General features: G+C 72.1%; 22 protein-coding genes. 13 read left to right on the forward strand and 9 right to left on the reverse strand.

Going from position 1 to position 23,192, the window contains the following annotated elements; translation table 11 throughout:
- Positions 1-879: 879 nt before the first annotated feature.
- The 3 genes from ACIF6L_RS34405 (at position 880) to ACIF6L_RS34415 (ending at position 2,685) form a co-directional block, all read left to right on the forward strand.
- A complete protein-coding gene (locus ACIF6L_RS34405; RefSeq protein ID WP_396491461.1) occupies positions 880-1,515 on the forward strand; it encodes a hypothetical protein in 636 nt (211 codons plus the stop codon).
- Positions 1,516-1,615: 100 nt separating this feature from the next.
- Positions 1,616-2,038 (forward strand): winged helix-turn-helix transcriptional regulator, encoded by a 423-nt coding sequence (locus ACIF6L_RS34410; protein WP_396491460.1) that lies wholly within the window; start codon positions 1,616-1,618, stop codon positions 2,036-2,038.
- Positions 2,039-2,472: 434 nt separating this feature from the next.
- Positions 2,473-2,685, forward strand: a complete 213-nt coding sequence (locus tag ACIF6L_RS34415; protein ID WP_396491459.1) for a hypothetical protein — start codon at positions 2,473-2,475, stop codon at positions 2,683-2,685.
- Positions 2,686-2,760: 75 nt separating this feature from the next.
- Here ACIF6L_RS34415 and ACIF6L_RS34420 read toward each other — a convergent pair whose 3' ends face one another.
- The 4 genes from ACIF6L_RS34420 to ACIF6L_RS34435 all read right to left on the reverse strand — a co-directional run bounded on the left by ACIF6L_RS34420 (position 2,761) and on the right by ACIF6L_RS34435 (position 5,317).
- On the reverse strand, positions 2,761-3,534 hold the full coding sequence (locus tag ACIF6L_RS34420; protein WP_396491458.1) for a hypothetical protein: 774 nt from the start codon (positions 3,532-3,534) through the stop codon (positions 2,761-2,763).
- A 48-nt stretch (positions 3,535-3,582) separates the two neighbouring features.
- Positions 3,583-3,867 (reverse strand): hypothetical protein, encoded by a 285-nt coding sequence (locus tag ACIF6L_RS34425; RefSeq protein ID WP_396491457.1) that lies wholly within the window; start codon positions 3,865-3,867, stop codon positions 3,583-3,585.
- Positions 3,868-3,950: 83 nt separating this feature from the next.
- Positions 3,951-4,451 carry a hypothetical protein gene (locus ACIF6L_RS34430; protein WP_396491456.1) on the reverse strand — a complete coding sequence of 167 codons (501 nt, stop codon included), beginning with the start codon at positions 4,449-4,451 and terminating at the stop codon, positions 3,951-3,953.
- A complete protein-coding gene (locus tag ACIF6L_RS34435; RefSeq protein ID WP_396491455.1) occupies positions 4,448-5,317 on the reverse strand; it encodes a hypothetical protein in 870 nt (289 codons plus the stop codon). Before ACIF6L_RS34435 ends, ACIF6L_RS34430 begins: the two co-directional genes overlap by 4 nt.
- A gap of 878 nt (positions 5,318-6,195) precedes the next feature.
- Here ACIF6L_RS34435 and ACIF6L_RS34440 point away from each other — a divergent pair.
- Both ACIF6L_RS34440 and ACIF6L_RS34445 read left to right on the forward strand, forming a co-directional pair.
- Positions 6,196-7,527 carry a hypothetical protein gene (locus ACIF6L_RS34440; protein ID WP_396491454.1) on the forward strand — a complete coding sequence of 444 codons (1,332 nt, stop codon included), beginning with the start codon at positions 6,196-6,198 and terminating at the stop codon, positions 7,525-7,527.
- Between the two features lie 532 nt (positions 7,528-8,059).
- Positions 8,060-9,580, forward strand: a complete 1,521-nt coding sequence (locus tag ACIF6L_RS34445; RefSeq protein ID WP_396491453.1) for a hypothetical protein — start codon at positions 8,060-8,062, stop codon at positions 9,578-9,580.
- A gap of 85 nt (positions 9,581-9,665) precedes the next feature.
- On the opposite strand, the gene ACIF6L_RS34450 is transcribed toward ACIF6L_RS34445, so the two are convergent.
- A complete protein-coding gene (locus ACIF6L_RS34450; RefSeq protein ID WP_396491452.1) occupies positions 9,666-9,788 on the reverse strand; it encodes a hypothetical protein in 123 nt (40 codons plus the stop codon).
- 247 nt (positions 9,789-10,035) lie between these two features.
- Between ACIF6L_RS34450 and ACIF6L_RS34455 the strand changes: the two genes are divergently transcribed.
- The 3 genes from ACIF6L_RS34455 (at position 10,036) to ACIF6L_RS34465 (ending at position 13,217) form a co-directional block, all read left to right on the forward strand.
- Positions 10,036-11,082, forward strand: coding sequence for a S1 family peptidase (locus ACIF6L_RS34455; RefSeq protein ID WP_396492640.1), 1,047 nt, complete (start codon positions 10,036-10,038; stop codon positions 11,080-11,082).
- Between the two features lie 896 nt (positions 11,083-11,978).
- Positions 11,979-12,500 (forward strand): NUDIX domain-containing protein, encoded by a 522-nt coding sequence (locus ACIF6L_RS34460; RefSeq protein ID WP_396491451.1) that lies wholly within the window; start codon positions 11,979-11,981, stop codon positions 12,498-12,500.
- A gap of 63 nt (positions 12,501-12,563) precedes the next feature.
- Positions 12,564-13,217 carry a hypothetical protein gene (locus tag ACIF6L_RS34465; protein WP_396491450.1) on the forward strand — a complete coding sequence of 218 codons (654 nt, stop codon included), beginning with the start codon at positions 12,564-12,566 and terminating at the stop codon, positions 13,215-13,217.
- A gap of 230 nt (positions 13,218-13,447) precedes the next feature.
- On the opposite strand, the gene ACIF6L_RS34470 is transcribed toward ACIF6L_RS34465, so the two are convergent.
- Positions 13,448-13,576, reverse strand: coding sequence for a hypothetical protein (locus ACIF6L_RS34470; RefSeq protein ID WP_396491449.1), 129 nt, complete (start codon positions 13,574-13,576; stop codon positions 13,448-13,450).
- Positions 13,577-13,767: 191 nt separating this feature from the next.
- Here ACIF6L_RS34470 and ACIF6L_RS34475 point away from each other — a divergent pair, with 191 nt between their 5' ends.
- From ACIF6L_RS34475 to ACIF6L_RS34490, 4 genes are all read left to right on the forward strand, one after another.
- Positions 13,768-13,890, forward strand: a complete 123-nt coding sequence (locus ACIF6L_RS34475) for a hypothetical protein (protein WP_396491448.1) — start codon at positions 13,768-13,770, stop codon at positions 13,888-13,890.
- Positions 13,891-13,895: 5 nt separating this feature from the next.
- Positions 13,896-14,393 carry an NUDIX domain-containing protein gene (locus tag ACIF6L_RS34480; protein ID WP_396491447.1) on the forward strand — a complete coding sequence of 166 codons (498 nt, stop codon included), beginning with the start codon at positions 13,896-13,898 and terminating at the stop codon, positions 14,391-14,393.
- 446 nt (positions 14,394-14,839) lie between these two features.
- Positions 14,840-15,424 (forward strand): hypothetical protein, encoded by a 585-nt coding sequence (locus ACIF6L_RS34485; RefSeq protein WP_396491446.1) that lies wholly within the window; start codon positions 14,840-14,842, stop codon positions 15,422-15,424.
- Between the two features lie 141 nt (positions 15,425-15,565).
- A complete protein-coding gene (locus ACIF6L_RS34490; RefSeq protein WP_396491445.1) occupies positions 15,566-16,057 on the forward strand; it encodes a hypothetical protein in 492 nt (163 codons plus the stop codon).
- A gap of 306 nt (positions 16,058-16,363) precedes the next feature.
- Here the strand turns inward: ACIF6L_RS34490 and ACIF6L_RS34495 are convergent, their stop codons facing one another.
- Positions 16,364-17,227: a replication-relaxation family protein gene (locus tag ACIF6L_RS34495; protein WP_396491444.1), complete on the reverse strand. Its 864-nt coding sequence runs from the start codon at positions 17,225-17,227 to the stop codon at positions 16,364-16,366.
- Between the two features lie 688 nt (positions 17,228-17,915).
- Between ACIF6L_RS34495 and ACIF6L_RS34500 the strand changes: the two genes are divergently transcribed.
- On the forward strand, positions 17,916-19,535 hold the full coding sequence (locus tag ACIF6L_RS34500) for a replication-relaxation family protein (protein ID WP_396491443.1): 1,620 nt from the start codon (positions 17,916-17,918) through the stop codon (positions 19,533-19,535).
- A gap of 173 nt (positions 19,536-19,708) precedes the next feature.
- Here ACIF6L_RS34500 and ACIF6L_RS34505 read toward each other — a convergent pair whose 3' ends face one another.
- Together ACIF6L_RS34505 and ACIF6L_RS34510 are read right to left on the reverse strand one after the other, a co-directional pair.
- Entirely contained in the window at positions 19,709-22,174 is a 2,466-nt protein-coding gene (locus tag ACIF6L_RS34505) for a Helicase associated domain protein (RefSeq protein WP_396491442.1), read from the reverse strand.
- Positions 22,175-22,242: 68 nt separating this feature from the next.
- Complete coding sequence (locus tag ACIF6L_RS34510) at positions 22,243-22,707, reverse strand: hypothetical protein (protein WP_396491441.1); 465 nt, start codon at positions 22,705-22,707, stop codon at positions 22,243-22,245.
- Positions 22,708-23,192: the final 485 nt, after the last annotated feature.

A 23,192-nucleotide genomic window follows, 5' to 3' on the forward strand; every position in this document is an offset into this window, starting at 1 on the left:
CTGGACCATCCGGCTGCCGCCTGGACTGCGCCATCGACGCTGCGCGCCGACAGCGCACCGGCCGGGCCGCGGGCGGCCCGACCTGTCCAGTTGCCCTTCGCCTGGTGGTGGGTGTCCGTGCCGGGCGCGGGCACCTGCCGGACCCGGCCTGCCCAGGCTGCGACGACCTGCACACCACCGAGCACTGGCCCAGGTCACCACCCACCTGGACGAGATCGTGAGCGCCACCAGGACGACGGGCAGCAGCAGCGCCTTCGCCTGCCGACGCGGCCCCGCAGATCGAACTCGAGGCCGTCACCGCCGGGCCCGCCCGCACGGGTGCCCGCCGGTGACCCATGAGCGCGGAAAGGGCCGCCAAGGCCCGGTCGCGGCGGCAGCCGCGATTTCGTGATCGGTGCGGTGAGGCTAGCCGACGGCCCTGCCGACAGGGCCAAACCAAGCCCGGCCCGGGCAGCGGCAGCGGCCCGGATCAGCAGCCCGCCGGAGGCATTCCAGCAGCAAACCCGCCGGTCAGACCCACTGCGGTAGCTGCTGTGACGCAAGGTGCCTCAGGTCGGGTACGGGAGCGCCGGTTCTCCCGCGCGGCGGGAGTATGAGAGAGCCCCGCCCGCAAGATCCGGCCAAAAACGTGCTCTGACCTGCGAAAACGACCACTTTGTATCAGGCATTGTTTGGCCCTGGCCAGCAGGGCCAAACGCTCGCGACTTTGGCCCTGCTGGCCAGGCCAAATCGGCGGGCGTTATCCACAGGTTCCCGGGCCTAGCGTCGGACGCGGCCGGGCGACTCGCCGAGGCGGTTTGGCCCTAAGGGTAGGGCCAAAGCACTATCACCCGTGATAGTGTCCCGGTGACATTGGATCAAGGAACCTGGAGAGCGCCGATGGCTGACAAGCCCAAGCTGGGCTACGGCGAACAGCTGGTGACCCGGCTCGACAGCCGGGGAAACGTCGTCTACTCGGTGCAGAAGATCTCGGGCCGCACCTTCGCGGAGTCCGACACCACCAAGGGCTACACCACCGATGCCCCGCTGATGATGCTCACCCTCGCCCAGATGGACATCCCACAGACCTGGATGCGCACCTGGTGCTGCCTGGTCGGCTTCCAGCAGATGAGCGGCAAGGCGCCCCGGCGGGCGCCCCTGGGCATGCTGAAGACGACCCACCGCGACATCAGCGTCGCGTCCCGCGTCTCGCGGACCTACGTCGGCGAGTCCCTGCAGTTCTTCAACGACATCGGCTGGCTGCGGACCGCGCGCCGCTCGCTCTACCAGCTGAACCCGTTCCTCACCTTCGCCGGGTCCTCCGCCGACCAGGAGCGGGCCCAGGAGGAGTGGGTGGCGGCGGTCCCCGAATTCCTGATGCCCGGCCCCGAGTACGCGACGGCCTGGCGCAAGGAGCGGCGCGAGGAGCAGCGTGCCGTGGCGAAGGCCGCGAACGTGGTGGCGCTCAGCGGGGTCAGGCCGGAGAAGAACGAGATGCCGGCCGCCGCCAAGGTGCGGCACATCAAGAGCGCCTGAAACGGCGAGGCCCGCTCCGTTGCACCGGGGCGGGCCTAACCTGACATTGGATGCTCAAAGTATCAGCAGCGGGCTTCTGGCCCCTGACCGAGGACACCAGATGACGACCCCCCGGTACGTCCCGCCGATCCCCACCACCGAGATGGTGGCCATCAGCCGTGAGGCGCTGGCCGTCCTCAGCCTGGTCGAGCTGACCGCGAACAGCCACCGCCTGCTCACCACGCTGCTGGCTTACCAGGATCCGGAGACCGGGTGCGCCGGCCTCTCCCAGGTCGAGATGGGCACCTTGCTCGGGTTGAGCGCGCCGAGCGTCAACCGGGCCGTGAAGCAACTGGCGGACAAGGGCCTGGCCTGGCTCCTGGAGCCGGGCGTCTACCAGATCCACCCGTTGCTGACCGGCGGGAAGATGCGGGCCGGCCTGGCATCGGTGCCCAAGATTGACTCCCTCGACCCCGAGCGATTCGGCGAACGGATGCGGCAGCGCTACGAAGGCCAGCTCGCCAACCTCGGCATCAGCGCGTAGCGGACGAAGACCGCCGACGGCCTGGGCAACCGCCCGGGCCGTCGGTGTTGGCCCTGCCAGTAGGGCCAAAGCACTACCACCCGTGATAGCGGTTTGGCCCTACCCGCAGGGCCGAACCGCGCGTCGGCCCTGGTGAGCGGTCGGCTTCGGCTTTGGCCCTGCTGGCCAGGGCCAAAGCACTAGCACCGGTGATAGCGGTCTGGCCCTGCTGGCAGGGCCAGACCGCGAGGCGTACGCGGCACCCTGGCAAATCACCGGCCTGTCGCCAGCTTTGCCCAGGCAGGAAGCGGTAGCAGAGGCTTAACCGCCCTGTTCTGGAGATCTGAAACAGTGGCCGGCCTCGGGTTCGGCCCCGGTGGCCAGGGCCAGACCGCTACCACCGGTGATAGCGGTCTGGCCTACCCGACCCCGTCCGGGCTGCGACACTGGTGATCATGACTGACCGCCGCAGGCTCTCCCTGCGCTTCTCCGAGTCCGCCGTCGAAGCCGCCGTGCCCGCCCAGTCCGGCGGGCGCCGGCTGCTGCCGGTCGAGCAGGGCGCCGACTTCCGCCAGCCGCCCGGCGAGACCACGGCCTCGCCCGCACCGACCCGGCGTCCGCTCGCGGCCGGCGGCCTGACCTTCTCCGACCCGGACCAGCAGATCTGACCGGTCCGACCATCCCCGCCGTAGGCCCGTGACCTGCGGCGGTTTCAAATTTGGGCCCTCAAATGGCCTGCGGTTCTACCAGCCGTCCATCGCCCGGACGTTGCCGGAGATCGCGTAGCGGCGGCAGGCGAGGATCTCCTCGGTGGTGATGCCGATGTCGTTCGCGAGGCGGGCGAGACCGCGGTCCTCGGCCTGGCGGTCGGAGACGTAGGCCGGGACGACCTCGAGGGCGAGCGCACCGATGCCGAGCTGGGCGGCGCGCTGCTGGGTGATGGAGTCGCGACCGGCGGAGACGTGGCGGCGCCAGGCCTCGGCGGTGACGCCGTCCGGGACGGGTCCGGTCTCCAGCTCGGCGGTCGGGACGTCGGGACGGGCGCGGACCTCCGCGACCGCCGCAGCGACGATCCCGCCGACCGCCCCGGCCGGGAGCGCGCCGCCGGCGGCCTGGTGGGCGTCGGTGAGGCGTTCGGCGATCAGGTCGGTGAGCTCGGCGACGCGGCCCTTGAGGTCGACGACCGCGCGCACCGGCAGGACCAGGTCGGTGCTGTCCCACGCGTGGGACACCCCGAGCTCCGCCTGCACCGTGTCCTCGATCACCTCGGCGACGGCCGCCAGGTCGAGCAGCCGGTACGCCGTCGAGCGGCCGATCCCGCACTCGGCGAGCGCGTACACCGGCCACGACGGGTACCCGAGAACGGTCCACACCCGGGCCTGGTGGGCGGCACGGACCCGGCGGGCGAGGACCAGGACGGCGGCACGGACGTCCTCGATCGCGGTGCGCAGCTGCTCGGTCAGTTCCCGGGCGCGCGCCGCGTCGACCGGGCCGGCCTGCTCCTGGTCGTCGTCCATGTCCGGCTCATTCCCTGCGGTCGTGGTCGGGGAACGTGTGGGCCGGGGTTACAGGAACGGTCGGGCGAGGATGCGCAGCTGCTGCTCGGCGATGGCGCCCATGGGTCCGGCGGTGCCGAGGTGGGCCACGATGGTGGTCTCGAACAGCTCCAGCACCGACTCGGCCTCGCGCAGGGACCGGCGGGCGACGTCGGCGCGGGCTTCGGGGGTGCCGCCGAGCTCCGTGCCGATCCGGCCGTCGGTGAAGCCGGTGAAGATGCTCTCGCGGGTCTCGACGCTGCTGCGGTACCTCTTGCGCAGGAAGTCGACCATCGCCCGGGTGTCGTCGTTCATCGCGCCATCGTGGCTCACCGCCCGCCGGAGCACATCCCCTCCGACGTCGCCGGTCCGGACTCGGTGTCCCGGGGTGCCGGTGATCACCACGGCCGGTCGTCGGGTTCCTCGTCCGGCATCGGGCCGTGGTGGTGGCGGGCGATCGCTTCCAGCAGGGCCTGGCGGGCCCGGCGCCGGTGGACGTCCTCGGCGCGGCCGGCGTCGGCGGCCCACTCGGGCAGCGGCCGGTCCTGCGCGGCTGCGGTGAGTTCGCGGCCGAGCTCGCCGATCGCGTCCTGCCAGTCGGCGAGCCGTTGCCGGAGCCCGTCCACGAGGTGGTCGACCGCGGCCGCCGGATCGGCGCCGAACGCGCGGGCCTCGACCACGGCCTCGGCGAGGACGTCCTCGTCCAGGCCGTCGAAGGCGTCCCGCCACGGCTCGGCCGTCGCCTCGAACCGCTCCAGCACGGCGCGCAGCGCGCCCTCGACGGCGGCCGGCGACCAGGGCGGCGGGGTGCGGGGTGTTCGGGCGGTGTCGGCGAGGACCCGGGCGGCGCCGGGGCCGAGTGCCCGCCGGGCCCGGCGGGCGGGCGGAGGCGGTGTCACGCCGGTCGCGGCTGCGTGGGATCGGTGGTGCCGTCGCCGTTCGCGCCGCCCAGGTCCTCGACCACGTCCAGGTCCAGTTCGGCGGCGAGGCGGTGCAGGTGCTCCCACTGGTCGGGGTCCAGGCCGAGCGCGGGATCGTCGGCCACTCGCAGCAGGGCGGCGACCGCGATGCCGGGGCCGGCGGCGGCGAGCGCGTTGTGCAGGGCCTCCTCGCAGGCCTTCTCGCCGCGGCCGTCCTGGTAGTGCAGGGCGATCTCGAAGGACTCGACCGCGCTGTCGAACACCCCGCGGTAGGCGAGGCGGTCGAGCGGATCGCCGTGCTCGTGGCCGAGAGCCCGCGGCTTGCGGACCGGCAGGACGCGGGCGTCACCGGCCGCGGTGGCGGTCCGGCCGGCCTCGGTGGCGGCGGCCAGTTCGTCGGCGAGCAGGGTGAGCTCGCGCGCCAGGTCGCCGAGGACGCAGGACGGGAACGCCGCGGCGAGCGCGCACACGGCCACCAGGGCGAGCCTCTCGCCCGGGTGGAGCTCCGGCAGGGTGCCGGTGGTGTGCGAGGCGCCGAGCACCACGTCCGCCGCCAGGGTGTAGCGCAGGTACTCGGTCAGCAGACCGTCGCTGCCGGGGATGATCTCGCGGCTGCTCGCCTGGACGATCGCCTCGGCCACGCGCTCCAGCAGCCGGGCGTGGTCCTCCTCGCACTGGCGGCCGGCCAGCTCGCGCACCCACGCGGCCGCCGCTTCGCCCGCGTCGGCGGCCCGGTGCAGCGCCGCCAGCTCAGCCGGGCGCTGCGCCTGGTCGTCGTCGTGGGGAACGTCGTCGTCGTTGGCGGGAGAGTGCGGCGGCGGCGCGGACAGCGCAGAGGTCGTCATGCCGGGTGCAACCGGCATGGGGGTCGGCCGGTCACGGGTAGCAGCGGGTGCAGCAAGGCTGGCCTTGCTGCACCGGGCGCGCTGTGCATCAAGGGCGCCCTTGCTACCCGCCGCTGCTTCCGGCGGTGCAGCAGCAGCGCGCGTGCTGCTGCTGCACCGGCGCTGCGACTGCGACGGCGTGCGCAACCGCGGCTGCGCAGCGGCCGGGGCCGGGTGCGACGCTGCGATGCGGATCGCAACCAGCGGACTCGCCTTGCGCAACGACGGGCGCGGGCCCTGTGCGTCGAGTGCGATGCCGCAGGTGGGAGCGGTGCGATGGGCATCGCAGTCGCGGGTGCCGCAGGCCTTCGCCGGGCGGCCGACCGGGCTGGTGCGCACCGGCCTGCTCCGGCGGGATGCGCATGCGCACAGGGGCGAGCGGGCCGTTGCGCATGCGCAAGAGGGTGCTGCGCAAGGCGTTGCGCATGCGCCGCGGGACAACCACGCGGATGCGCGGGACAACCAGGGGCGGAAGTGCGGGACAACCCAGGACAAGGGGGTGCAGTGCAGCAGGACAAGGGGGCAGACTGCTACGGCCGGTGACGGGACAACATGCGGCGCTGCTGCGCCCGGCAGCGGGACAACATGCAGCAGCTGGTGCAGCCGCAGCCGGCCGCCCGTGCTGCGCCTGGTGGAGCAGATGGTGCAGCGCTGCGTGCTGCTGCACCGGGTGCAGCGGCTCGGGAGATTCGGACCGGTCCGTAATCGGGGTTCCTTGACGGCCGCCCGGACGGCCGGGAGTTTCGGACCGATCCGAATTGAACTGTGAGCTGCGGGATCGTCAAGGCTACGATCCGGGCATGCAAAACGGATCGGTCCGAAATTCCGGTGTCTCTGACGTGCTGTTCGACGTCGCGGCCGGCGCGGTGTGCGAGCGCTCGGGGTGCGGGAAGACCGTGCGGGCGCCGGAGCCGGGCAAGCGCGGCCGCCGCTCGAAGTACTGCTCGACGGCGTGCAAGTCCAAGGCGGCCCGGGACAAGCTCAAGGCCGACGCCGTCCGGTCTGGTGAGGGTCCGCGGGCGGAGGTGCTGCGGTGCGCAGAGGCGGCCGTGGACGCCGCCCGCGCGTTCCTGGACGCCGTGGACGCCGACCCGGTGGCCGCCTACGACGCCTTCCACAAGGCTCACGCCTCGCTGTCCGCCCAGGCGTCGGAGGCCGCGGAGGACGTGCGGGACGAGGTCCGCTGGCCCGGCCTGAGCGCGCGGGAGCGCGGGCTGCGCCGCGCCGAGGAGATGCTGACGCGCCCGGACGTCCTGGCCCGCGTCGCCCCGGACGTCCTGGCCGAGCAGCCCGCCCCGGCTGTTTCGGATCGGTCCGAAAATCCCGCCTTGGCGGCGGCCCCAGCCGCCCCGGCTGTTTCGGATCGGTCCGAAAAGGCGGCTACCGCGGCCACCGGGGCGGCCCCGGTGGTTTCGGACCGGTCCGAATCCCGGGCGCCCGCGGTGCCGGCACCCGCCGCGGCCGAGCAGCGGGCCCAGACCTTCGAGGCGCTGCGCCGCGCCGCGTGCACCAACCCGAGCATCCGGTTCGGCGAGCCGGACCGCCTCCACGACCTGAGCCCCACGCTCGGCGAGGGCTGGCTGGCAGCCTCCTGGGACGACCCGCGGGCCGAGGACGTCCACCAGCTGCTCCACCAAGGCCGGCCGATCGGCTGGACCGCGCCGCTGCCGGACGGCCCGTGGGGAGCGGCCGGGCACATCGCCGCCGCACACCAGGGCGAGCAGGCCGCCACGATCCTGACCGACAAGGACAGCGGAGCCCGCACCCACCGCACCGTCGGCGACGCCCTGGACGCCCTCCAGCGCGCGCACGCCACCCGGCTCCGCCCCGAGCGTGCGATGCCGGGTGTGCCGCACCTGGCCCTCAAGCGCCCGACCGGCTGGACCGTCCCCTCCGACCGCGACCTGGGCATCCCGACCCGCTACACCCTCGCCGACGGCCTCATCCACCTCATCTGGCCCCACCACCCGGGCGTCCAGGAACTGCAGCAAGGTGGCCGCCCGGTCGGCTGGATCGAGGAGTACGACGTCCAGCGCGGCACCTGGACCGCCCTCATCCACAGCAGCATCGTCGCCGACGCCGCCAGCGGCGAACCCCTGCTCTGCCCCGGCCCCGACGCCGCCCTCGCCCTGCTGCTCCGCGCCCTCGGAGAAGACCTCACCCGCTGGTAGACCCCGCACCGCACCACCGCATCACCGCGCCGCATCCCGCACAGCACCGCGCGGTGCGCGCGGCGCGCCTATAGACAGACCGCGCAGAGTCCGCGCGCACCCGGCCGCGCGCATCGCCCCAGTCGGCCGAGGCCGCGCGTTTCTCCTGGACAACGGCGCGTTCCCCCTGGACAAGGGGTTGGCCACGCGCGCCGCGCCGCACCCGCGCGCGCCCCGCGCTCCGCACCGCGCGACCCGCATCCGCGTACCCGCACCGCACCGCCCGCACCGCACCGCAAGGCCGGCGGACCGCACCGGCCTTGCGGTGCGGGCTGACAGTCTGTGGTGTCGGGCACGGACATACCGGGAGGACAAGGCCCCAGGCCGGGGCGAATCGGGCGGGACAACACGCTGGTCAAGGGGTCGGACAAGGGGTTCGGTCAGGCCGCGGACAAGGGGGTGCCGTGCATGGCCGGACACACCCGGGCGCCGGTCCGGGTGCCGGGCCGGCCACCGCGCAGGCCCCGGCTTCCTGCTGACGGAAGGCCACTCGATGACCACCACCTCGCTCGCCGCTCCCGACCCGCACGACGGCGACCAGGCCGCCGACCACTCGACCAACCGACAGGCGAAGGCCTCGACCGGCCAGGACAAGGGCCTGGGCGTCCCCTCCGGTGGCACCTCCGCCCGCACCTCCACCGCCCCGCCCGGCGAGAAGCCTGTTTCCGCAGGCCAGCAGCGCCGGACAAGGGGTCGCCGCAGTGGCGACAACCCTTCTACCGCTGCTCCTGGAAACCGGAGGCGCAAGCACCGTGCGACGGGTCCGGCCAGGGCGAGGGTCATGGTGGCGCTCGTCCTGTTCCAGCGCGCCACCGGCCGGGAGCTCTGGCACCTGGCCCTGCCCGGCCAGGCCTGCGACAAGGCGACCCGCGACGCGCTGCTCGACCTCCAGGACGCGGGCAAGGCGCGCCCGGACGGCTGGGCCCGCGGCCGCAAGCTCTGGTGCCTGACCAAGGCCGGCCACAAGGAAGCCGCCCGTCTGCTTCCGCCCGGCACCAAGCTGTCCACCGTCCGCGAGCAGGGGGAGAGCGCCGGCTATGACGAGCACGCCCTGGACGTGGTCGCCACCGCTGGGCACCTGACCCGCGCCGGCCACGGATCGCCGCTGACCCTCACCACCGAGGTCCGCCACGCGGTACCCGGCCGAACCGCCCGCTACGCCGACCTCGTGCTGCGCGACCCCGGCGCGGAGGTGCCGGTGCTCCTGGTCGAGGTCGACCGCGACAACGAGACGGTCGGCCAGCTCGTCGAGAAGCTCGCCACCTACACCGCCCGGTGCGAACTGCTCGCCAAGGGCGCCGACAAGATCAAGGCGAAAGCCGCCCGGCACGACGGGGCCGCCGTCCACGACCACCGGCACTGGCGCACCCTCTACCCGCCCACCGGCCACGAGGGCTACCCACCCGTCGCCCTGGTCCTCACCCCCGGCCGCAAACGCGACCGCCCCGGCACCCGGCCCCTCACCCCCGAGCAGCAGGCCGCGAAGGCCGAGCGCGACCACCAGCGGCTGCTGCGCCGCATCGATGCGGTAGAGGCCGGCTCCGCCGCCTTCTGGAGTCCGCGGCCGTACCCGTACGCGGGGGTGACGGCCGTCAACTACCACCTGGCGCTGCCGGTGGTCGCCACCACGCTGCAGCTGCTCGACGACCAGGGCGCCGCCGCCCCGGTGTGGCGGCGCTTCGGCCGCGTCGGCTGGCACACCCTCACCAGCGCGCTGGACAACCCGGACGGCGACCGGCTCCTCGCCCTCGAGCGCCAGGTCGCGGCCGCCGCCCACCGCGCCCGCGAGCAGGCCGAGCGGGAGGCAAGCCGTCCGGCCTGCACCCGCTGCGAGGTGAAGCTCACCGACGCGGAGTGGGACCGGGCCCGCTGGGGCGAGCGGGTGTGCACGTCCTGCCTGAAGGAGGAGTCCGACCGGAAACGGGCCCACCTTGCCGCCGCCGAGGCCGAAGCCGCGGCCGCCGAGGCCGCCAGGGCGAAGAACACCGGCGGCTCCTGGTGGCGCCGCTCCTGACTGTCCTGTGCCATCGATCCTTGACCGATTGCCACTGAAGTTGGACCACTACATGGTTCGTGCCATCGAACCTTGACCACCCTGGTCAAACTGCGCCGGAGTCGGCCGGCTGCTCGCGCAGCAGGACCTCGACGTACCAGTCGCCGGGCCGTTCCTCATCCACCCGCTCCACGACCAGGTGGGCATTGCCCCGCCGCAGGTTGGCCATCCATATGGATGATCTTTTGCGCGGGCAGGGGCAGCCGTTCTCGCATCGTGCACGTGTGGGGATAGCTTGCGTTCGACTTCGCGAGAACGTCCCCCTCTCAGTGCAGGTGGGATGTTCTTGTGCCGGGTCTCTTCTTTCGGGGCCCGCGCGATCCCGCTGCGGGGGCCCGCCCTTCCGTGGAGGTATCGCGTTGAGAGTGTCTCCCTTGCGCGTGCGTGCCGTTGCGGCCGCCGTGACCCTGGCGGCTGTGACCGCGGCCATGCTGCCGCAGAGTGCCGGTGCGGCAGCCGCGCCGACTCCGGAACCGATGGCCGTCGAGACGGCCGTAAAGCTCTCGGAAACCCTCACCGACCGTCTGGGTACGAAGGCGGCCGGCGCCTACTACGACAGCACGGCCGGCAAACTCGTCGTCAACACCACCGACCAGGCCCAGGAGGATGCCATCCGGGCGGCCGGGGCCGAACCCAGGACCGTGAAGTTCTCCCAGGAGCAGCTGGACGCGGCCCAGCGGGTGCTTGATGCCAAGGCCGCGATCCCCGGCACCGCGTGGGGGTCGGACCCGAGGACCAACAAGCTGGTTGTCACCGCTGATGAGACGGTCACCGCCGCCTCCTTGGACCGTCTCAAGGCGGTAGCCGAGCCGTACGGCGACATGGTCGTGGTCGAGCGCACCCAAGACAAGCTCGCACCCATGCTCATGGGCGGCGACGCCGTCTACAGCTCAATTGCCTCCACTGTGGTTGGGCGGTGCTCGCTTGGGTTCAATGTGAAGAGGTTCGGCAAGCCGGATGCCTTCCTCACCGCGGGGCACTGCGGCAAGGTGATCAAGAGCTGGTCCCGATCCGAGGAAAGCGGTGAGGAGATGGCCAGGGTCCCGGAGGGGGGTTCCAGCTACCCCGGGACCGACTACGCCATCGCCGAATACAATGAGTTGGCACCCCCTCACCCGAGCGAAGTCAACCTGTACGACGGTGACGAGCAGGTGATCACGCAGGCGCGTGCCGCGATCATCGGGGAGCCTGTTCGGGCCAGCGGCGCTAGTACCGGGCTGGGCACGGGTGTCGTCCTCGGCACCAACTTCACCGCCAACTACCCGGATGGCCAGGTCACCCACCTGATCCGTACTAGCGTCTGCCGCCAGGCCGGCGACAGCGGTGGTCCGCTCTTCTTCGGCCACAGTGCCCTGGGAATCATGTCCGGTGGCAGTGGCACCTGCACGGTTGGCCTCGGGCAGTCCTACTACCAGCCGGTGCTGGCCGCACTTGCCGCATACGGCGCCACCATCACCAGCTGAACCCGCCCAGCAGGTCTGTGGCAGGCCACCGACGCAGCACAGTGTCGGTGGCCTGCCCCGACCGGCCAGCGAACCTCGGGCTGCACTCGCGCATCAGCGCGTGGCCGAGGTTCCCCCGTTGTCGGGTGCGCTCGTCGACCCATCTGCGGGGCGGGACGACGAAGCCGGAGGCGTAGCCGGGCTCGCCCATCCCGCTCCTGGACGGACACCAACATCGGTCACGTGCTGATCAGCATGACCGGATCATCCAGCAGAGGGCTGACACCGCCTCGTGAGGCGCTGACCAGGTCGGTCAAGGTTCGATGGCACGAACCGTGCAGTGGTCCAACTTCAGTGGCAATCGGTCAAGGATCGGTGGCACAGGACACTGACCCCGACGGCCCGGTCGGCACTGCAACGCGGGGTGCAACACGACTGCAACGCGCCGGGCCACCGGCCACCGTGTTGCAGTCCTGACCTGCGAAAACATCAGCCGAGCGGACCCATGGGCAGCACGTGTTGCACTTCCCGCGCGCGTTGCACCCCGCCTGACCTGCACTGGGGAGTTTCGCCACCGCCCCTGACCTGCACTGGGGAGTTTCGCCCCGAAGCGCAGGTCAGGGGCGGTGAGTTTCGCCCCGGCTGGCCTATCCGGGTGGCAGCCGGGTTCGGGGCGGCAGCGGGCTGGGCAGAGCCTGCGACATGACGACATCCATGACCAGGCGCCGCCGTCGCCGACGCCCGTCCCCGTCGGCCGTCCCCGTCCCCGCAGCTGCAGCCCGCGCCGCCAGGCCGCCGCTCCCGGCCCGCTCGGCCGACGGCTGCTGCCGGACCTGGTCCAGCGAGCACCTCACCCCCGGAGGTGTCGTCGTCCGGACCACCTGGCATGAGCCAGCCTGTCCGGCCTGGGCGCGGCGATGACCACCAGCCTGGGGAGCGGACCGGTGCGGGTGCGGGTGTGCGCGCTCCTGGCCCACGACGGCGAGGTGTGTCTGATCCGTCGCCAGCGGGAGGCCGGCCTCCAGCACTCCCTACCTGGCGGCCTGGCCGAGGACGGCGAGGAGCCGCTCGGCGGGCTGCGTCGGGAGCTCATCGAGGAGCTCGGCCTCGACCTGGCGATGCTGCCCGCGCCGCCGGTGCTGCGCTTCGTCCAGGACCAGGACACCGAGCGGCCAGGCGAAGTGGAGCCGTTCCGGCGCCGGCACCTGGTCTACGTCGCTCACCTGCCCGACCACCTGGCGGAGGCCGTCGCCGCGGTCGAGCAGGACGACCCCGACCGCGCGCCGGTGGTGTGGCTGCCGCTCGCGCAGGCGGCCGGCCTCCACCTGTACCCGGACGTCGGCGCCGTCCTCGACCAGGCCGTCCGGCCCGACACCGCCCAGGCCGGCGGCCCGCTGCTGCTCCCGGCGATGACCGGCGCGTCCTACCAGTGGCGCTGACCTGCCGCACCATGTTCACGGGAACGGACGTCGCGGGCGGGTGCGGCGCGGCATAGTGCGGGGGTGACCGCGACTCCCAGCCCGGACCTGCCCGCACGCCGACGCCGCCACGCCCGGCTGATCGCCGCCCTGACCGCCACGGTCGGGGCCTGCGCCACGGCGGCGGCCGCGCTGTACCAGCCCGTCGCCGACGCCCCGCCCGGACAGGAGGCGGTCGTGGTGGACCCCCTCCCGGTCGCCTACCTCAGCCGCACCGCCGCCCCGCTGCTGGAGGCGGCCCGGGCCGAGGACGACGCCCGGTGGCCGGCCGCCGTCGCGCGGGAGCGGGAGCAGGCCCGGCGGACGAACGCCGCGCGGGTGGCGCTGGCGCGGGCCGAGGAGATCGTGGAGGAGCCCGCACTGTCCTGGCCCGTGCCGCTTCCGACCGCGCAGCAGAGCGCGGTCATCGACCTGGCGGGCGCCGGTGACCAGGTCGCCGAGCTGTGGCGCGCCGACCCCGCGCAGGCCGCTGCCCTGGTGCGCGAGCTGGCGGCCGGCGGGGAGTTCACCGCGGCCGAGGTCCTGGACGCGGCGCTCGACGCGGCCGTCGGTGCCGGGCTGCTGGCGCTGGCCGACGCGGGCACGGCGTCCGATCCGAGCATGATGGCCGAGCAGTGCCTGGGCGCCGTCCCGTACCTGGTACTCGCGGTGGCCCTGGCATCCGCAGACCTCGACTGAGTGACTGGCCAGGTAGTGCGAAAGTGGCACCGGCACTGCGGTCCTTGATACCGCCGTGCGTCCCTGCGTCCCTGCGTCCTGCGGATCGTTCCGGGCTGGCGGAACGAAGTGATCAACCCTGTGCTGACATCTCGCACCCTGACGGCCCGGCGGCCGGCCCGGCCGGGACACCTTGATGCCCGCCCCGGGTGTACCGGGGCGGCCATCAAGGCGAGACTGCCGGGTGCCGGTCAGGACTTGGTGCCGGTCAGTTCCCAGCAGGGGACGGGGCCGTTGTCCAGGTCGGAGAGCGGCCACCAGTTGTCGGCGCCGGGGCCGTCGGCCTCGAGGTCCTCCAGCTTCGCGACGCCGGCCGCCACGGTACGCAGCATCCTGGCGGCCAGGGGTCGGCATCGACACCCTGGACCTGTGCCTGGACCTGGTCATCACCCCCGACCTGTCCGGCCACCACTGGAAGGACCGCCAGGAGTACGCCCAGCTACGCCGCCTTGGCCTTATCGACGACTACCTCCACCACCAGGTCGAGCGCGCCAAGGGCCGGGCGCTCACCATGCGCGACAACGAGAGCGGACCGTTCTCCGGCGGCTGGCCCACCTGGACCCCGGACCCCGCCTGGCCGCTGCCCGAACTGCCCGCCGACGCCGACCACGTCCCCGACCAGGCCCTGCGGTGACCGCCGTGGCGCCAGTGCCCGTGCGGGTGTGTGCCGTCCTGCTTCACGGCGGCCGCCTCGCTCTCATCCGCCGCGAACGCCCCGACGGCGTCCAGCACACCCTGCCCGGCGGCATGATCGAGAACGGAGAAGACCCGGCGGCCGCGCTGCGCCGGGAGCTCTTGGAGGAGCTCGGCCTCGACTTGGACGACCTTCCTGACCCGCCGGTGCTTCGCTTCGCCCAGGACCAGGAGACCGCGCGGCCGGGTGAGACCGGGCTCTTCCGCCGTCGGCACCTGGTCTTCACCGCCTACCTGCCCGACCACCTCCACCGCACGGTGGCCACCTCCGAGCAGGACGACCCCGAGCGGGCGCCCGTGGTGTGGCTGCCGCTCGCAGCAGCAGCCGGCCTCCACCTCTACCCGGCCGTCGGCCCCGTCCTCGACCAGACCACCGGGACCGACCTGACCGTCGGACCGTCGCTGCTCTTGCCGATGACCGACGTCACCTACCGGTGGCGCTGAACACCCACCCGAAGGGGCTCCGGAGCCACGTGCGTCGGCGCATTGCGGCTGGCTGACCATCGGTGTTCCGTCCGTACCTTGATGGTCTCCCCGGTCGGCCGGCCTTCGCTTTGATGGGCCACCAGGTTACGGGCGGATACCTTGGAAGTCAGATCACGGCGGGATAACGCCGCAGGTCAATGTATTGGTGAGGCGGGCCGGGCACCTTGATGTTGGGGCCCGAATCGACTGTTGGCCAGCTCCGACGACTGTCACGGTTGCAGCCTCCGGCCGGGTCGGGCGTCAGCGGTTGTCGGCCGGGTGCACCGCAACCCGGTGGCTTTGCGGGTCCTGGTATCAGGGGCAGTGACCTTTACGCCTCGGTTCAGGTTGATGCATGCATGAATATGACTCGTTCTGTCAGGATCGGTCGGCTGAGCGCTGGGTTCGCCCTCTCGTTGGGTCTCGTGGCCGGCACGCCCGCGGCGATCCACGCCGCGCCCAGGGCCGATGCGCCCACGTGCACGGCCGAGCAGACCAGTACCAGCCCGGACGGTTCGGGGCTGCGGGGCACCTGGCAGTTGTGTGTTCGGAAGAACTCCGTCACCTTCAAGGCGACCTGTCAGAAGAAGTCCCTCTTCGGCTTCTGGCAGGACACCTCGTGTGCCGCCGATGGCACTGTGATCGTGGCGAAGGACGGGAAGGTGCTGCCCCAGTACGCGAAGGGATGCGTGATCACGGGCGACGATCTAGGCGGATGGGCCGAGCGCTTCGGGTTCTTCCCTCCCACCATGCTGACGTCGGTTGGTCTGGTCAGTCATTCGTTGCCGTGCCCGGCGGGGCAGGAGGCGGGCAGGGGCTTCGCCACCCACTCGTCGGAGGGGTCGATTGAGGACTCTTTGTGGTTCTCCTGCCAGGGGGCGGGGACCTACACCGCCACCTTGAAGCAGGGGCGGCTGTACACGCAGACCGGCTCCGATGCTTCGGCTTCTGCTCAGGTGACTGCGGAGGCGAAGTTGCATGAGGTGTCTGTGAGCGCGCCTCTGTGCTGACGGGCCGACGGGCTCACCCCTTCGGGCTTGGGGACGGGCCCCGTTGCCGGAGGGTGGCCTGAATCGGCCCGCGTTAGCGGATTGTCATGGAAGGATCGCCGAGAGTGGCAACAGTGCCGCTGGTCTGTGAGGAGTGAGCGTATGAGCGCCGACCGAGATGATCTCGACATTGCCGTCCCGGACTACAAGATTGACGACGTCATTCAGGCGGTCCGCTCGGGCGCCGTCACCACGCAGGATTCTGGTACCACCGACCTGGGTGCGCTGACCGGAGACGGGGGCGGTAGCGGCGGCACGGGGATCACCCGAGGCACGATTCCGGTCACCGACGTCACGCCTGCCGAAGTGTCCCTGCAAGCCGTGCCTGTTGCCGAGGTCCAGGCGGAGGACGTGGGTACGTTCAGCGTCCGCTACACCGGCCGCGTCCCGCAGCTGGTGGTTACCGGTGGCACGGTTGTGCCTTCCGTCCTCACCGTCGTGGACGCCACGGGGGCCGTCGTCGCGGAGTACACCGCCCGACCCGCCACCACCACTCAGCTCCCGGTCGGCCCCACCAGCCGCCTGCTGCCCATCGACCAGAACCAGCTCATCGGCTGCGGCTCCCCCGACTGCGTTCCGGTCAGCCTGCGGTAGGCAACAACCACCCGGGGAGTGCGCGCAGCCCTCGTACGGTTCGGTGTCACCCGCCGGAGCTTCGGCCCACGGGCACAACGTCCGCCCCGCCCCGCCGGTCGTGCTGTAGGAACGCCGGACGCACGACCAGCACCAATCCAGCTCGGTGGCCGGTCGGACGATAAGTCAGATACCCGCGGTTGGTACGGTTCCGGCAGTGGCTGATCGCGGCTCTGTCGGGGGCGGCCGTGAGGCTGCCCGGGAAGGCAGAACAGCGATGGACGGGGCGGGCCCAGAGGCTCGCCCCGTCGCCGTTCCCGGCCCGCCCTACAGCCCGGTCCAGCCGACCGGCGCCCGCTGCTCGCTGCCGAGCGGGTGCCAGATGGGGGCGGTGGGTCCGTGCTGGATGAGGTCCTCGAGGCGGGCCGCGCCGGCCGGGACGGCGGCCAGCAGCTCGGCGGTGGCCGGGTTCTCCTCGGCGGCCAGCAGCAGGTCCTCCACCGCCCTCTCGCCCTCGGCGGCCGGGGTGCCGGTCAGGACGACCAGCAGGGCCGGGAAGGTCCTCCACCGCCGCTCCCGGGCCCAGCCGGTGCCACCCGGGCCGGGCTGGTGCCAGAGCCGGGCGCAGGCGGCGAGCTGTTCGGCGGCCTGCTCGGTGCCCGTGCTGGGACGGTGGAGTTCGACGAAGGCGCGCAGCCGCCGCCGGCCCGCGTTGGTGGTGGCGGTGTAGGCGAGCTCGGCGGCGGGCCGGTAGGCCGGCCCGGACGGGTCCGCCAAGTCGACGGGGTGCGTGGGCGCGGGGGTGAAGTCGAGCAGGCCGAAGCGCTCGCCCCGGGCCCGGGCATCGGCGACGAAGGCGCAGTGCACGCGGCCGAGCGCGAGGAGGTGGCCGCGGCCGAAGCGCAGGGCGGTCGGCTCGGGGGCGACCAGCGAGTCCGGGCGGCGGGCGGCGGGGAAGGTCGCGGTGACCGCGCAGCCGGCCTCGGTGAGGTGCCAGGCTTTCGCGCGCCCGGCCTGCGGGAGGGTGACGAATTCCGCCAGGCCCTCGGTGTGGAGGCGGTCCATGCGTTTCTGAGTCTGCTTGATTCCGGCCTGCCCGCCGTGGAGCTGGTGAAGCTGTTCGGCGGTCGCCAGCGAAAAGCGGGCGAGCGTCACCAGGACGTCGTGGTCGGTCTCCAGTTCCCCGTTCACGAGGGCTCTCCTCCGAGTTCGAGCACGGGCCGATCCCGTGCTCGGAGAATGAAACCCCATGAAACTCACCGGATTTCTCACCATCAAGGAATCCAACCTATAACGATTGCATAACGACCTGTTCCAAGGTATCCAGGGTTTTAACCGGTCCGAAAACCCGTCCGCCATCCCATCCCATCCAACCTTGGTGAGAACCTTGGATCGCACGTCTCTGACCTGCATTGATAGGACATCAAGGGGCCGGTGAGTTTCCTTGGACGGGCCATCAAGGAAACTCACCGGCACCTTGATGGCCTGGTTAGTTCGACGGTGCGCTACCGCCGCCCCTACCGCCGTCCCTCCCAACGCCCCTACCGGCCTCCTCGCGTCCAAGGTTGGAGAAAGGGCAGTTCAGGGCCCGTTTCGAGGCCCGGCAGCAGTCCTGACAACCCTTCTTTCCCGTCTTTCTGCTTTGGCTGTTGTAGTTGCTGTTGTAGTTGTCGGTTGGTCAGTTGGGTTTGGCACCTGCGGTGGGCTTTCTATTTCTTGCGTCCGGCTGATGCCGTCCGCGCGGAATTGGGGGCGCGGCGCGCGGCCCAGGCCCTTTCGGGCCGGGTGGTGGGATGGGGTGGGAAAGGGGCTGGCGGCTGTCAGGGCGGCGGGATATCCCTCGGAGCAGCAGATCCACCGCCGACCCCGGGAGAAGCCCGTGAGCACCCCGCAGCGCCCCGCCCAGCCGCACGACAGCGCGCACGACACCGACGGCCAGGAGCACGCCGTCGATCCGGCCGAGCCGGACGCGCTGTCCGAGCGACCCCGGCCGGGCCGCACCGCCTACCGGCGCGGGAAGCTCTGGCCCAACGGCTCCACCGCCCGCATCCGATCCGACGTCCTGGGCGCGCTCGGCGTCCTCAAGGTCGCCACCGCCAACCAGCTCCAGCGCCTGCTGCGCCCGCAGGCGACGTCGAACGTGGTGGTCCGCCAAGCGCTGCGCGACCTCGCGCTGCACGCCCTGGTCGCCTCCGACGGCAACACCCGGGACGGGCACAAGACGTGGCGGCTGGAGGGCACAGCCGGGCTGGAGGCAGCCGGGCTCGTGCTGGAGATCCCCCGCTCCGAGATGGGCTCAACCGCCCGGGGCGCGGGCCGCTCGGGTGCGCAGCACGCGATGGCGGTCAACGAGACGATCGCCGCGTTCGTCCTGGGCGGCACCGCGCCGGACGCTGCGGGCGGGGTCGGCGCGCTCGCGGACTGGGCGACCGAGGTGGAGTTCCTGCTGCCGGGCGGCCGGCGGAAGGTGCGCCCGGACGCGGTGTGGCAGGCCCCGGAGATCGGGGTGCCGGTGCTGATGGTGGAGGTCGACCGCTCGACGATGTCGCCGGAGCGGGTGGCCGCGAAGTTCACGGCCTACCGCGAGCTGTTCCGCACCAAGGTCAAGAGCACCGACCCGGCGCTGGCCGACGAGGACCCGGAGGACCGGCTGGTGCATTGGTGGCGCCGCACCTGGCCCGATCACAACCGGCCCGGCTACCCGCCCGTCGCCCTGGTCGTCACCGACGCCTCACCCACCGCCCTGGCCAAACGCCAGGAGAAGGTCGCCAACCTGTCCACCAAGGTCTGGAGAGGACGGTGGGAGACGGTCCGCCTGGACGACAACGACGGCGACGGCTGGCGCGAGTACGACGACTGCGTGCCCGTCATCGCCACCACCCTTCAGCTGCTGGCCGAGCACGGCCCCCTCGGCCCCATCTGGTGGCGCTACGGCCGCTCCGACGCCCGCCACTCCCTCACCGACGCACTCGACAACCCGGACAACCACGACGCCTACTGGCAGCGCCAGCGAGCCCGGGAGAAGAAGGCCAAGCAGGACCACCGCGACTGGATGCGAACCCTCGCCTGCGCCGACTGCGGCAACATCCCGGAAGAGGAGTCCGCCTACGAATACGGCCTCGGCGGCAAATGGACCCGCTGCCCCGGAGGCCGCTGCTACCCCTGCCACGACAAGCACCAGCAGAAGCAGGAAGCCGCCGCACTCCAGCAACTCGAGCAAGCCCGCACGGCCAACGCCGCGCTGCGCCCGTGCTGGACCTGCCGGGGCTCGATCGGCGGGAAGGAGGACTCCCCGCTGGAGCTGACCGAGGAGGCCGGCCCCAACCGGCTGGAGTGCCCGGACTGCGAGAAGACCCGCAAGGACAAGAAGCGGGGCCCGCTGGTGCTGCCGCTGCCCACCCTGCGGGAGACGCTGGCCGCCCGCGTCTCCAACCCGTCCGACCCGTGGTGGAACCTCCGGGTGCAGCACGCCACGCTCTACCCTGCGAAGGACCGGTGAACGGCCGCACCGCCCCTGTCGCGGGGGCTGTCGCGCCCCCTGTCGCATCGGGGCGCTGTCGCGCCCGGTGACCTGCACGGATACCCGCCAACCCCCGGGTGAGACCTGGACGCGACAAGGCCAAGGGCGACAGGCCAACCGCCTGCCGCCCCGGGCCCGCCCCGCTGACCGGCCTACTCCCAGCGCATCCCCAGCTCAGTCAGCCGGGCAGCGCGCTCGGCCGGGATGGTGGCCCGCCGCAGACGGCTGTTCGAAATGAACAGGCCCAGGCTCACCTCGACCACGGTCCCGTCGTCCAGCACCAGGGGTTCGGGGTGCTTGCGGCTGACGTTCAAGTGGCCCTCCCGCTCCCGGTACTGCGCGGCCGCCAACAAGTTCCGCCGCTCCTTCTCCGCGTGCGACACCTTCACCGGCGGCAGCTCCTCAGCCGCCAGCGGCTCCAACCCGAGGACGTGCTCGGCCAGCCACTGCTGCGCCGGACCCAGCTTCGCCCACCCGACCCGCTGCGCCCGCGCCCACCCGGTCAGGTCCTCGCCCTGGACGACGACGGCCCCCGGGTCACCGGCCAAGGTGCCGCCGGCCTTCACATGCCGCCACGCCAACGCGAAGCAGCGCTGCCACTCGACCGACCAGGACGGGCACCACGCCGGGTCGATCTCGTCCAACGCCGCCTTCCGCTCCGCCGACAGCGCCCCGGCCCAGTCCAACCCGGTCTCCCCAGCCTCCGCCCGCCGCTCCAACGCCTCGGTACGCCGCTGCGCCGTCCTCAGATTCTTGAGGATGACGCCGACGGGCCGCCCGTTCCACACGGCCTCGTTCGGCGGGCAGGCGTGCCCGTGCTCGGCCGCGTACCCGGCGACCGCGGTGAGGTTGTCGGTGAAGGCGGTATCGAACGCCGACCACACCATGCCGACGTCGTCCAGCTCCTTCACCCGCTCCGCGTCCAGCACCCCAGCCGCCTTGTAGCGGCGCTGGTCGGCCACCCACCCGCCGAGCCGGTGGCCGGACGGCGCGACGTAGGCGTAGGCCACGCGCACGTCCCCGAACGCCTTCTTGTACGCCAGCAGCTCCTCCAGGCCCCGCCGGAACTCCTCCCGCTCCGGCTCCAACACCCGCGTGCGGACGAACGCCGCGATCACCGCCGGATCCCGCACGGTGGAGAACTGGAGCAGCTGCTCCCCGGCCTCGCCAGAGCGGCGCTCGTCCGGGTCGCCGGCGTGCCGGGGCTCGCGGGCCGGCCGGGTCTCGGACTGCGGCAGCGCCAGGCGCTCGACGGCCGCCGCGTCGTGCGACCGGAGTGCCATGAGCAGCTTGGCCAGCCCATCGAACGCCTTCGAACTGAGCAGCTCCGCACCGGTCTCCCCAGGGCCCAGGATGACCGGCACCACGATCGTGGCGACCTTCCCGCTGCCGGGCTTCATCCGCAGCGCCCGGCCGACGGCCTGGACCAGGTCGACCATCGACCCGCGCACGTCCGCAAAGAAGACCGAGTCGCAGTCGGCCGTGTCGACGCCCTCGGACAAGACCTTCACCGAGGAGAGGACGTACCGCAGCAGGCGGAGCCCATCCGCGGCGATGAGCGAGGAGAAGTCGGCGAGGGTCTGCCGCCGCTCCCGGGCGGTGTGCTCGGACTCCAGCCAGCTGGTGCCGATCAGCTGCGGGTCGGGGTGGAGTGCGGAGTCCTGCTCGCACAAGACCTTGGCCACGTCCAGCAGGCCGGTGCTCATGGCCCGGGCCTCGGCGACGAAGTGGTGGAACGACAGCACACGGGCGAGGTCCCACTCGGCGGCGGCGGTCAGCACGGCCGTCTGCAGGGCCGCCAGCCGCGCTCCCCGGTACTCGACCGACCGCTCGTCCGCACCGCGCTGCACCAGGCCCTGGAGGACCGGATCGGCCACGTCCACACACACGATGCGGTAAGGGGCAACCGCGCCGTCCGATACTGCCTGCCCGAGCGGATAGCTATGGGCGATGGGGCCGAAGGCCGCCAGGCTCTCGTCATCCATGCTCGCGATCAGCTCGGCCGACTCGATGCCGGCCGCCGCCGCCCGCTCCCGGTCCCGCTCCTTGACCGCCCACACCCTGGCCGTGGCCGTCATGAACAAGCGCCTGTCGCACGGGATCCGTGCGTTGTCCAGGATCGCCGCCCACGGCTTCCCAGCCTGGCCAGACACACGATGGGCCTCATCAACGATGGCGAGCGAGAAGGGCCTCAGACCTTCCTGGTGGGCCTTCTCCAGGTGCCCCAGGCCCAGGCTGGAGTAGGTGGCGAACACCGTCACGCGGCCGGGGCCGTCCGTCCAGCGGATCAGCTCCGCAGCGTCCGTCGTGCACGGGATGCCGGGCTGCTCGGAGCCCTTGAGCGAGCACAGGCCGACCATCCGGCCGCCGTACCCCTCGCCCTTCCACACCGCCACCGTCTGCTCCAGCAGCGGCAGGGAGGGCACCAGCACCAGCGTGCGCTCGGAGTGGAGCCGCTCGGCCACGTGCACGGCCGTCAGTGACTTGCCCGAGCCCGTCGCCGCCCGCACCTGACAGCGGAGCCCCTCCGGCGGCAGCAGACCCGACGCCGGAGGCGTCAGAAGTCGTACCGAAGCGTCGCACGCCTCTTCCTGATTGGGACGGAGCTTTTTCGGCATGACAGGCAATTCCTTTCGAGCGGAATTCAAGCGAACGAGAGAGGGTCAGTTCTGGATGAATTCGCTGTTCATGGAGAAGGAATTACCCGGACGCCGGGCACGCGGACCAGGCCCTCACCGGCGCTCTCGACGCTCTCCGCCAAGACCTCCAGCACCCGCTCCACAGTCACCCCCAGCCCGTCCGCCAGCTCCACCAACCGCCGCTCTGCCTGGCCGGACAGGCAGACCGACACCTCCCGCCGGGAAGCCCGCACCTGCCGCGCCCGCCGAAGCCTCTGGAGCTCCTCCTCCTGCGCCGCAGCACGGGCCTGGTGCCCCGTCAGCCACACCTGAGCCTGCTCGTCATGGGCCACGTCGTACGCCGCCAACCGCTGCGCCCGGGTCAGCTCCACGATCCGCTCCCACTCCTCCGTCTCCTCGACGGCCACCGAGCCGGAGTCCTCCACCCGGCCGGCCTCCCGCTCCCACCAGCGAGCCTGCTCCAGCTGCTCGACCAGATACTCCAGCGATTTCCCCTGAGCCTTACGGCGCACAGCGGACCGAGCGTAATAGACGGAATTGGCACCCATCGAATTCCCCTTCGCGGTGGCGGCCCCAGTCGAGCGAGCCCGGAGGCTCCCTGAAAGCAAGCCAACAGCACAGAGTCTAGCGTCATGCTCAGTTTGATGCACAGGGTTCGAGCGAAGCCCGCCCCGCGTCGTGCGGCGGGCGCAGCCCGCGCCAGACCCACCTACCCTAGGCCGCAGGCCCCACCCCTCGAACTCACCCCACGCCCTGTCAACTGGACTGCGAAGCAGGAAAGTTGAAAATCCGGAAAACCGAATCAGGCGTGACCGCGAATCGCGCAAGCCCGATCGCCCGGCGCAGCCGGGCAGTCGGCGGCGCAGCCGCCGAGCCGCAACCGGCGAAGCCGGTTGCACCGGCCGAAGGCCGGCAGTCCCGGCGGCTCCGCCGCCGCGCAGCGCCGAAGGCGCAAGCAACCCGGGCCGAAGGCCCGTGGTTACCCGGCGTAGCCGGG

This window comes from Kitasatospora sp. NPDC086009 (genome assembly GCF_044540385.1).
GTDB lineage: Bacteria > Actinomycetota > Actinomycetes > Streptomycetales > Streptomycetaceae > Kitasatospora.

Coding starts and splice junctions, on each gene's coding strand:
- ACIF6L_RS34405 (WP_396491461.1), top strand. CDS start 880: ATGGCTGACAAGCCCAAGCTGGGCTACGGCGAACAGCTGGTGACCCGG.
- ACIF6L_RS34410 (WP_396491460.1), top strand. CDS start 1,616: ATGACGACCCCCCGGTACGTCCCGCCGATCCCCACCACCGAGATGGTG.
- ACIF6L_RS34415 (WP_396491459.1), top strand. CDS start 2,473: ATGACTGACCGCCGCAGGCTCTCCCTGCGCTTCTCCGAGTCCGCCGTC.
- ACIF6L_RS34420 (WP_396491458.1), bottom strand. CDS start 3,534: ATGGACGACGACCAGGAGCAGGCCGGCCCGGTCGACGCGGCGCGCGCC.
- ACIF6L_RS34425 (WP_396491457.1), bottom strand. CDS start 3,867: ATGAACGACGACACCCGGGCGATGGTCGACTTCCTGCGCAAGAGGTAC.
- ACIF6L_RS34435 (WP_396491455.1), bottom strand. CDS start 5,317: ATGACGACCTCTGCGCTGTCCGCGCCGCCGCCGCACTCTCCCGCCAAC.
- ACIF6L_RS34445 (WP_396491453.1), top strand. CDS start 8,060: ATGACCACCACCTCGCTCGCCGCTCCCGACCCGCACGACGGCGACCAG.
- ACIF6L_RS34450 (WP_396491452.1), bottom strand. CDS start 9,788: ATGGCCAACCTGCGGCGGGGCAATGCCCACCTGGTCGTGGAGCGGGTG.
- ACIF6L_RS34460 (WP_396491451.1), top strand. CDS start 11,979: ATGACCACCAGCCTGGGGAGCGGACCGGTGCGGGTGCGGGTGTGCGCG.
- ACIF6L_RS34475 (WP_396491448.1), top strand. CDS start 13,768: ATGCGCGACAACGAGAGCGGACCGTTCTCCGGCGGCTGGCCCACCTGG.
- ACIF6L_RS34490 (WP_396491445.1), top strand. CDS start 15,566: ATGAGCGCCGACCGAGATGATCTCGACATTGCCGTCCCGGACTACAAG.
- ACIF6L_RS34505 (WP_396491442.1), bottom strand. CDS start 22,174: ATGCCGAAAAAGCTCCGTCCCAATCAGGAAGAGGCGTGCGACGCTTCG.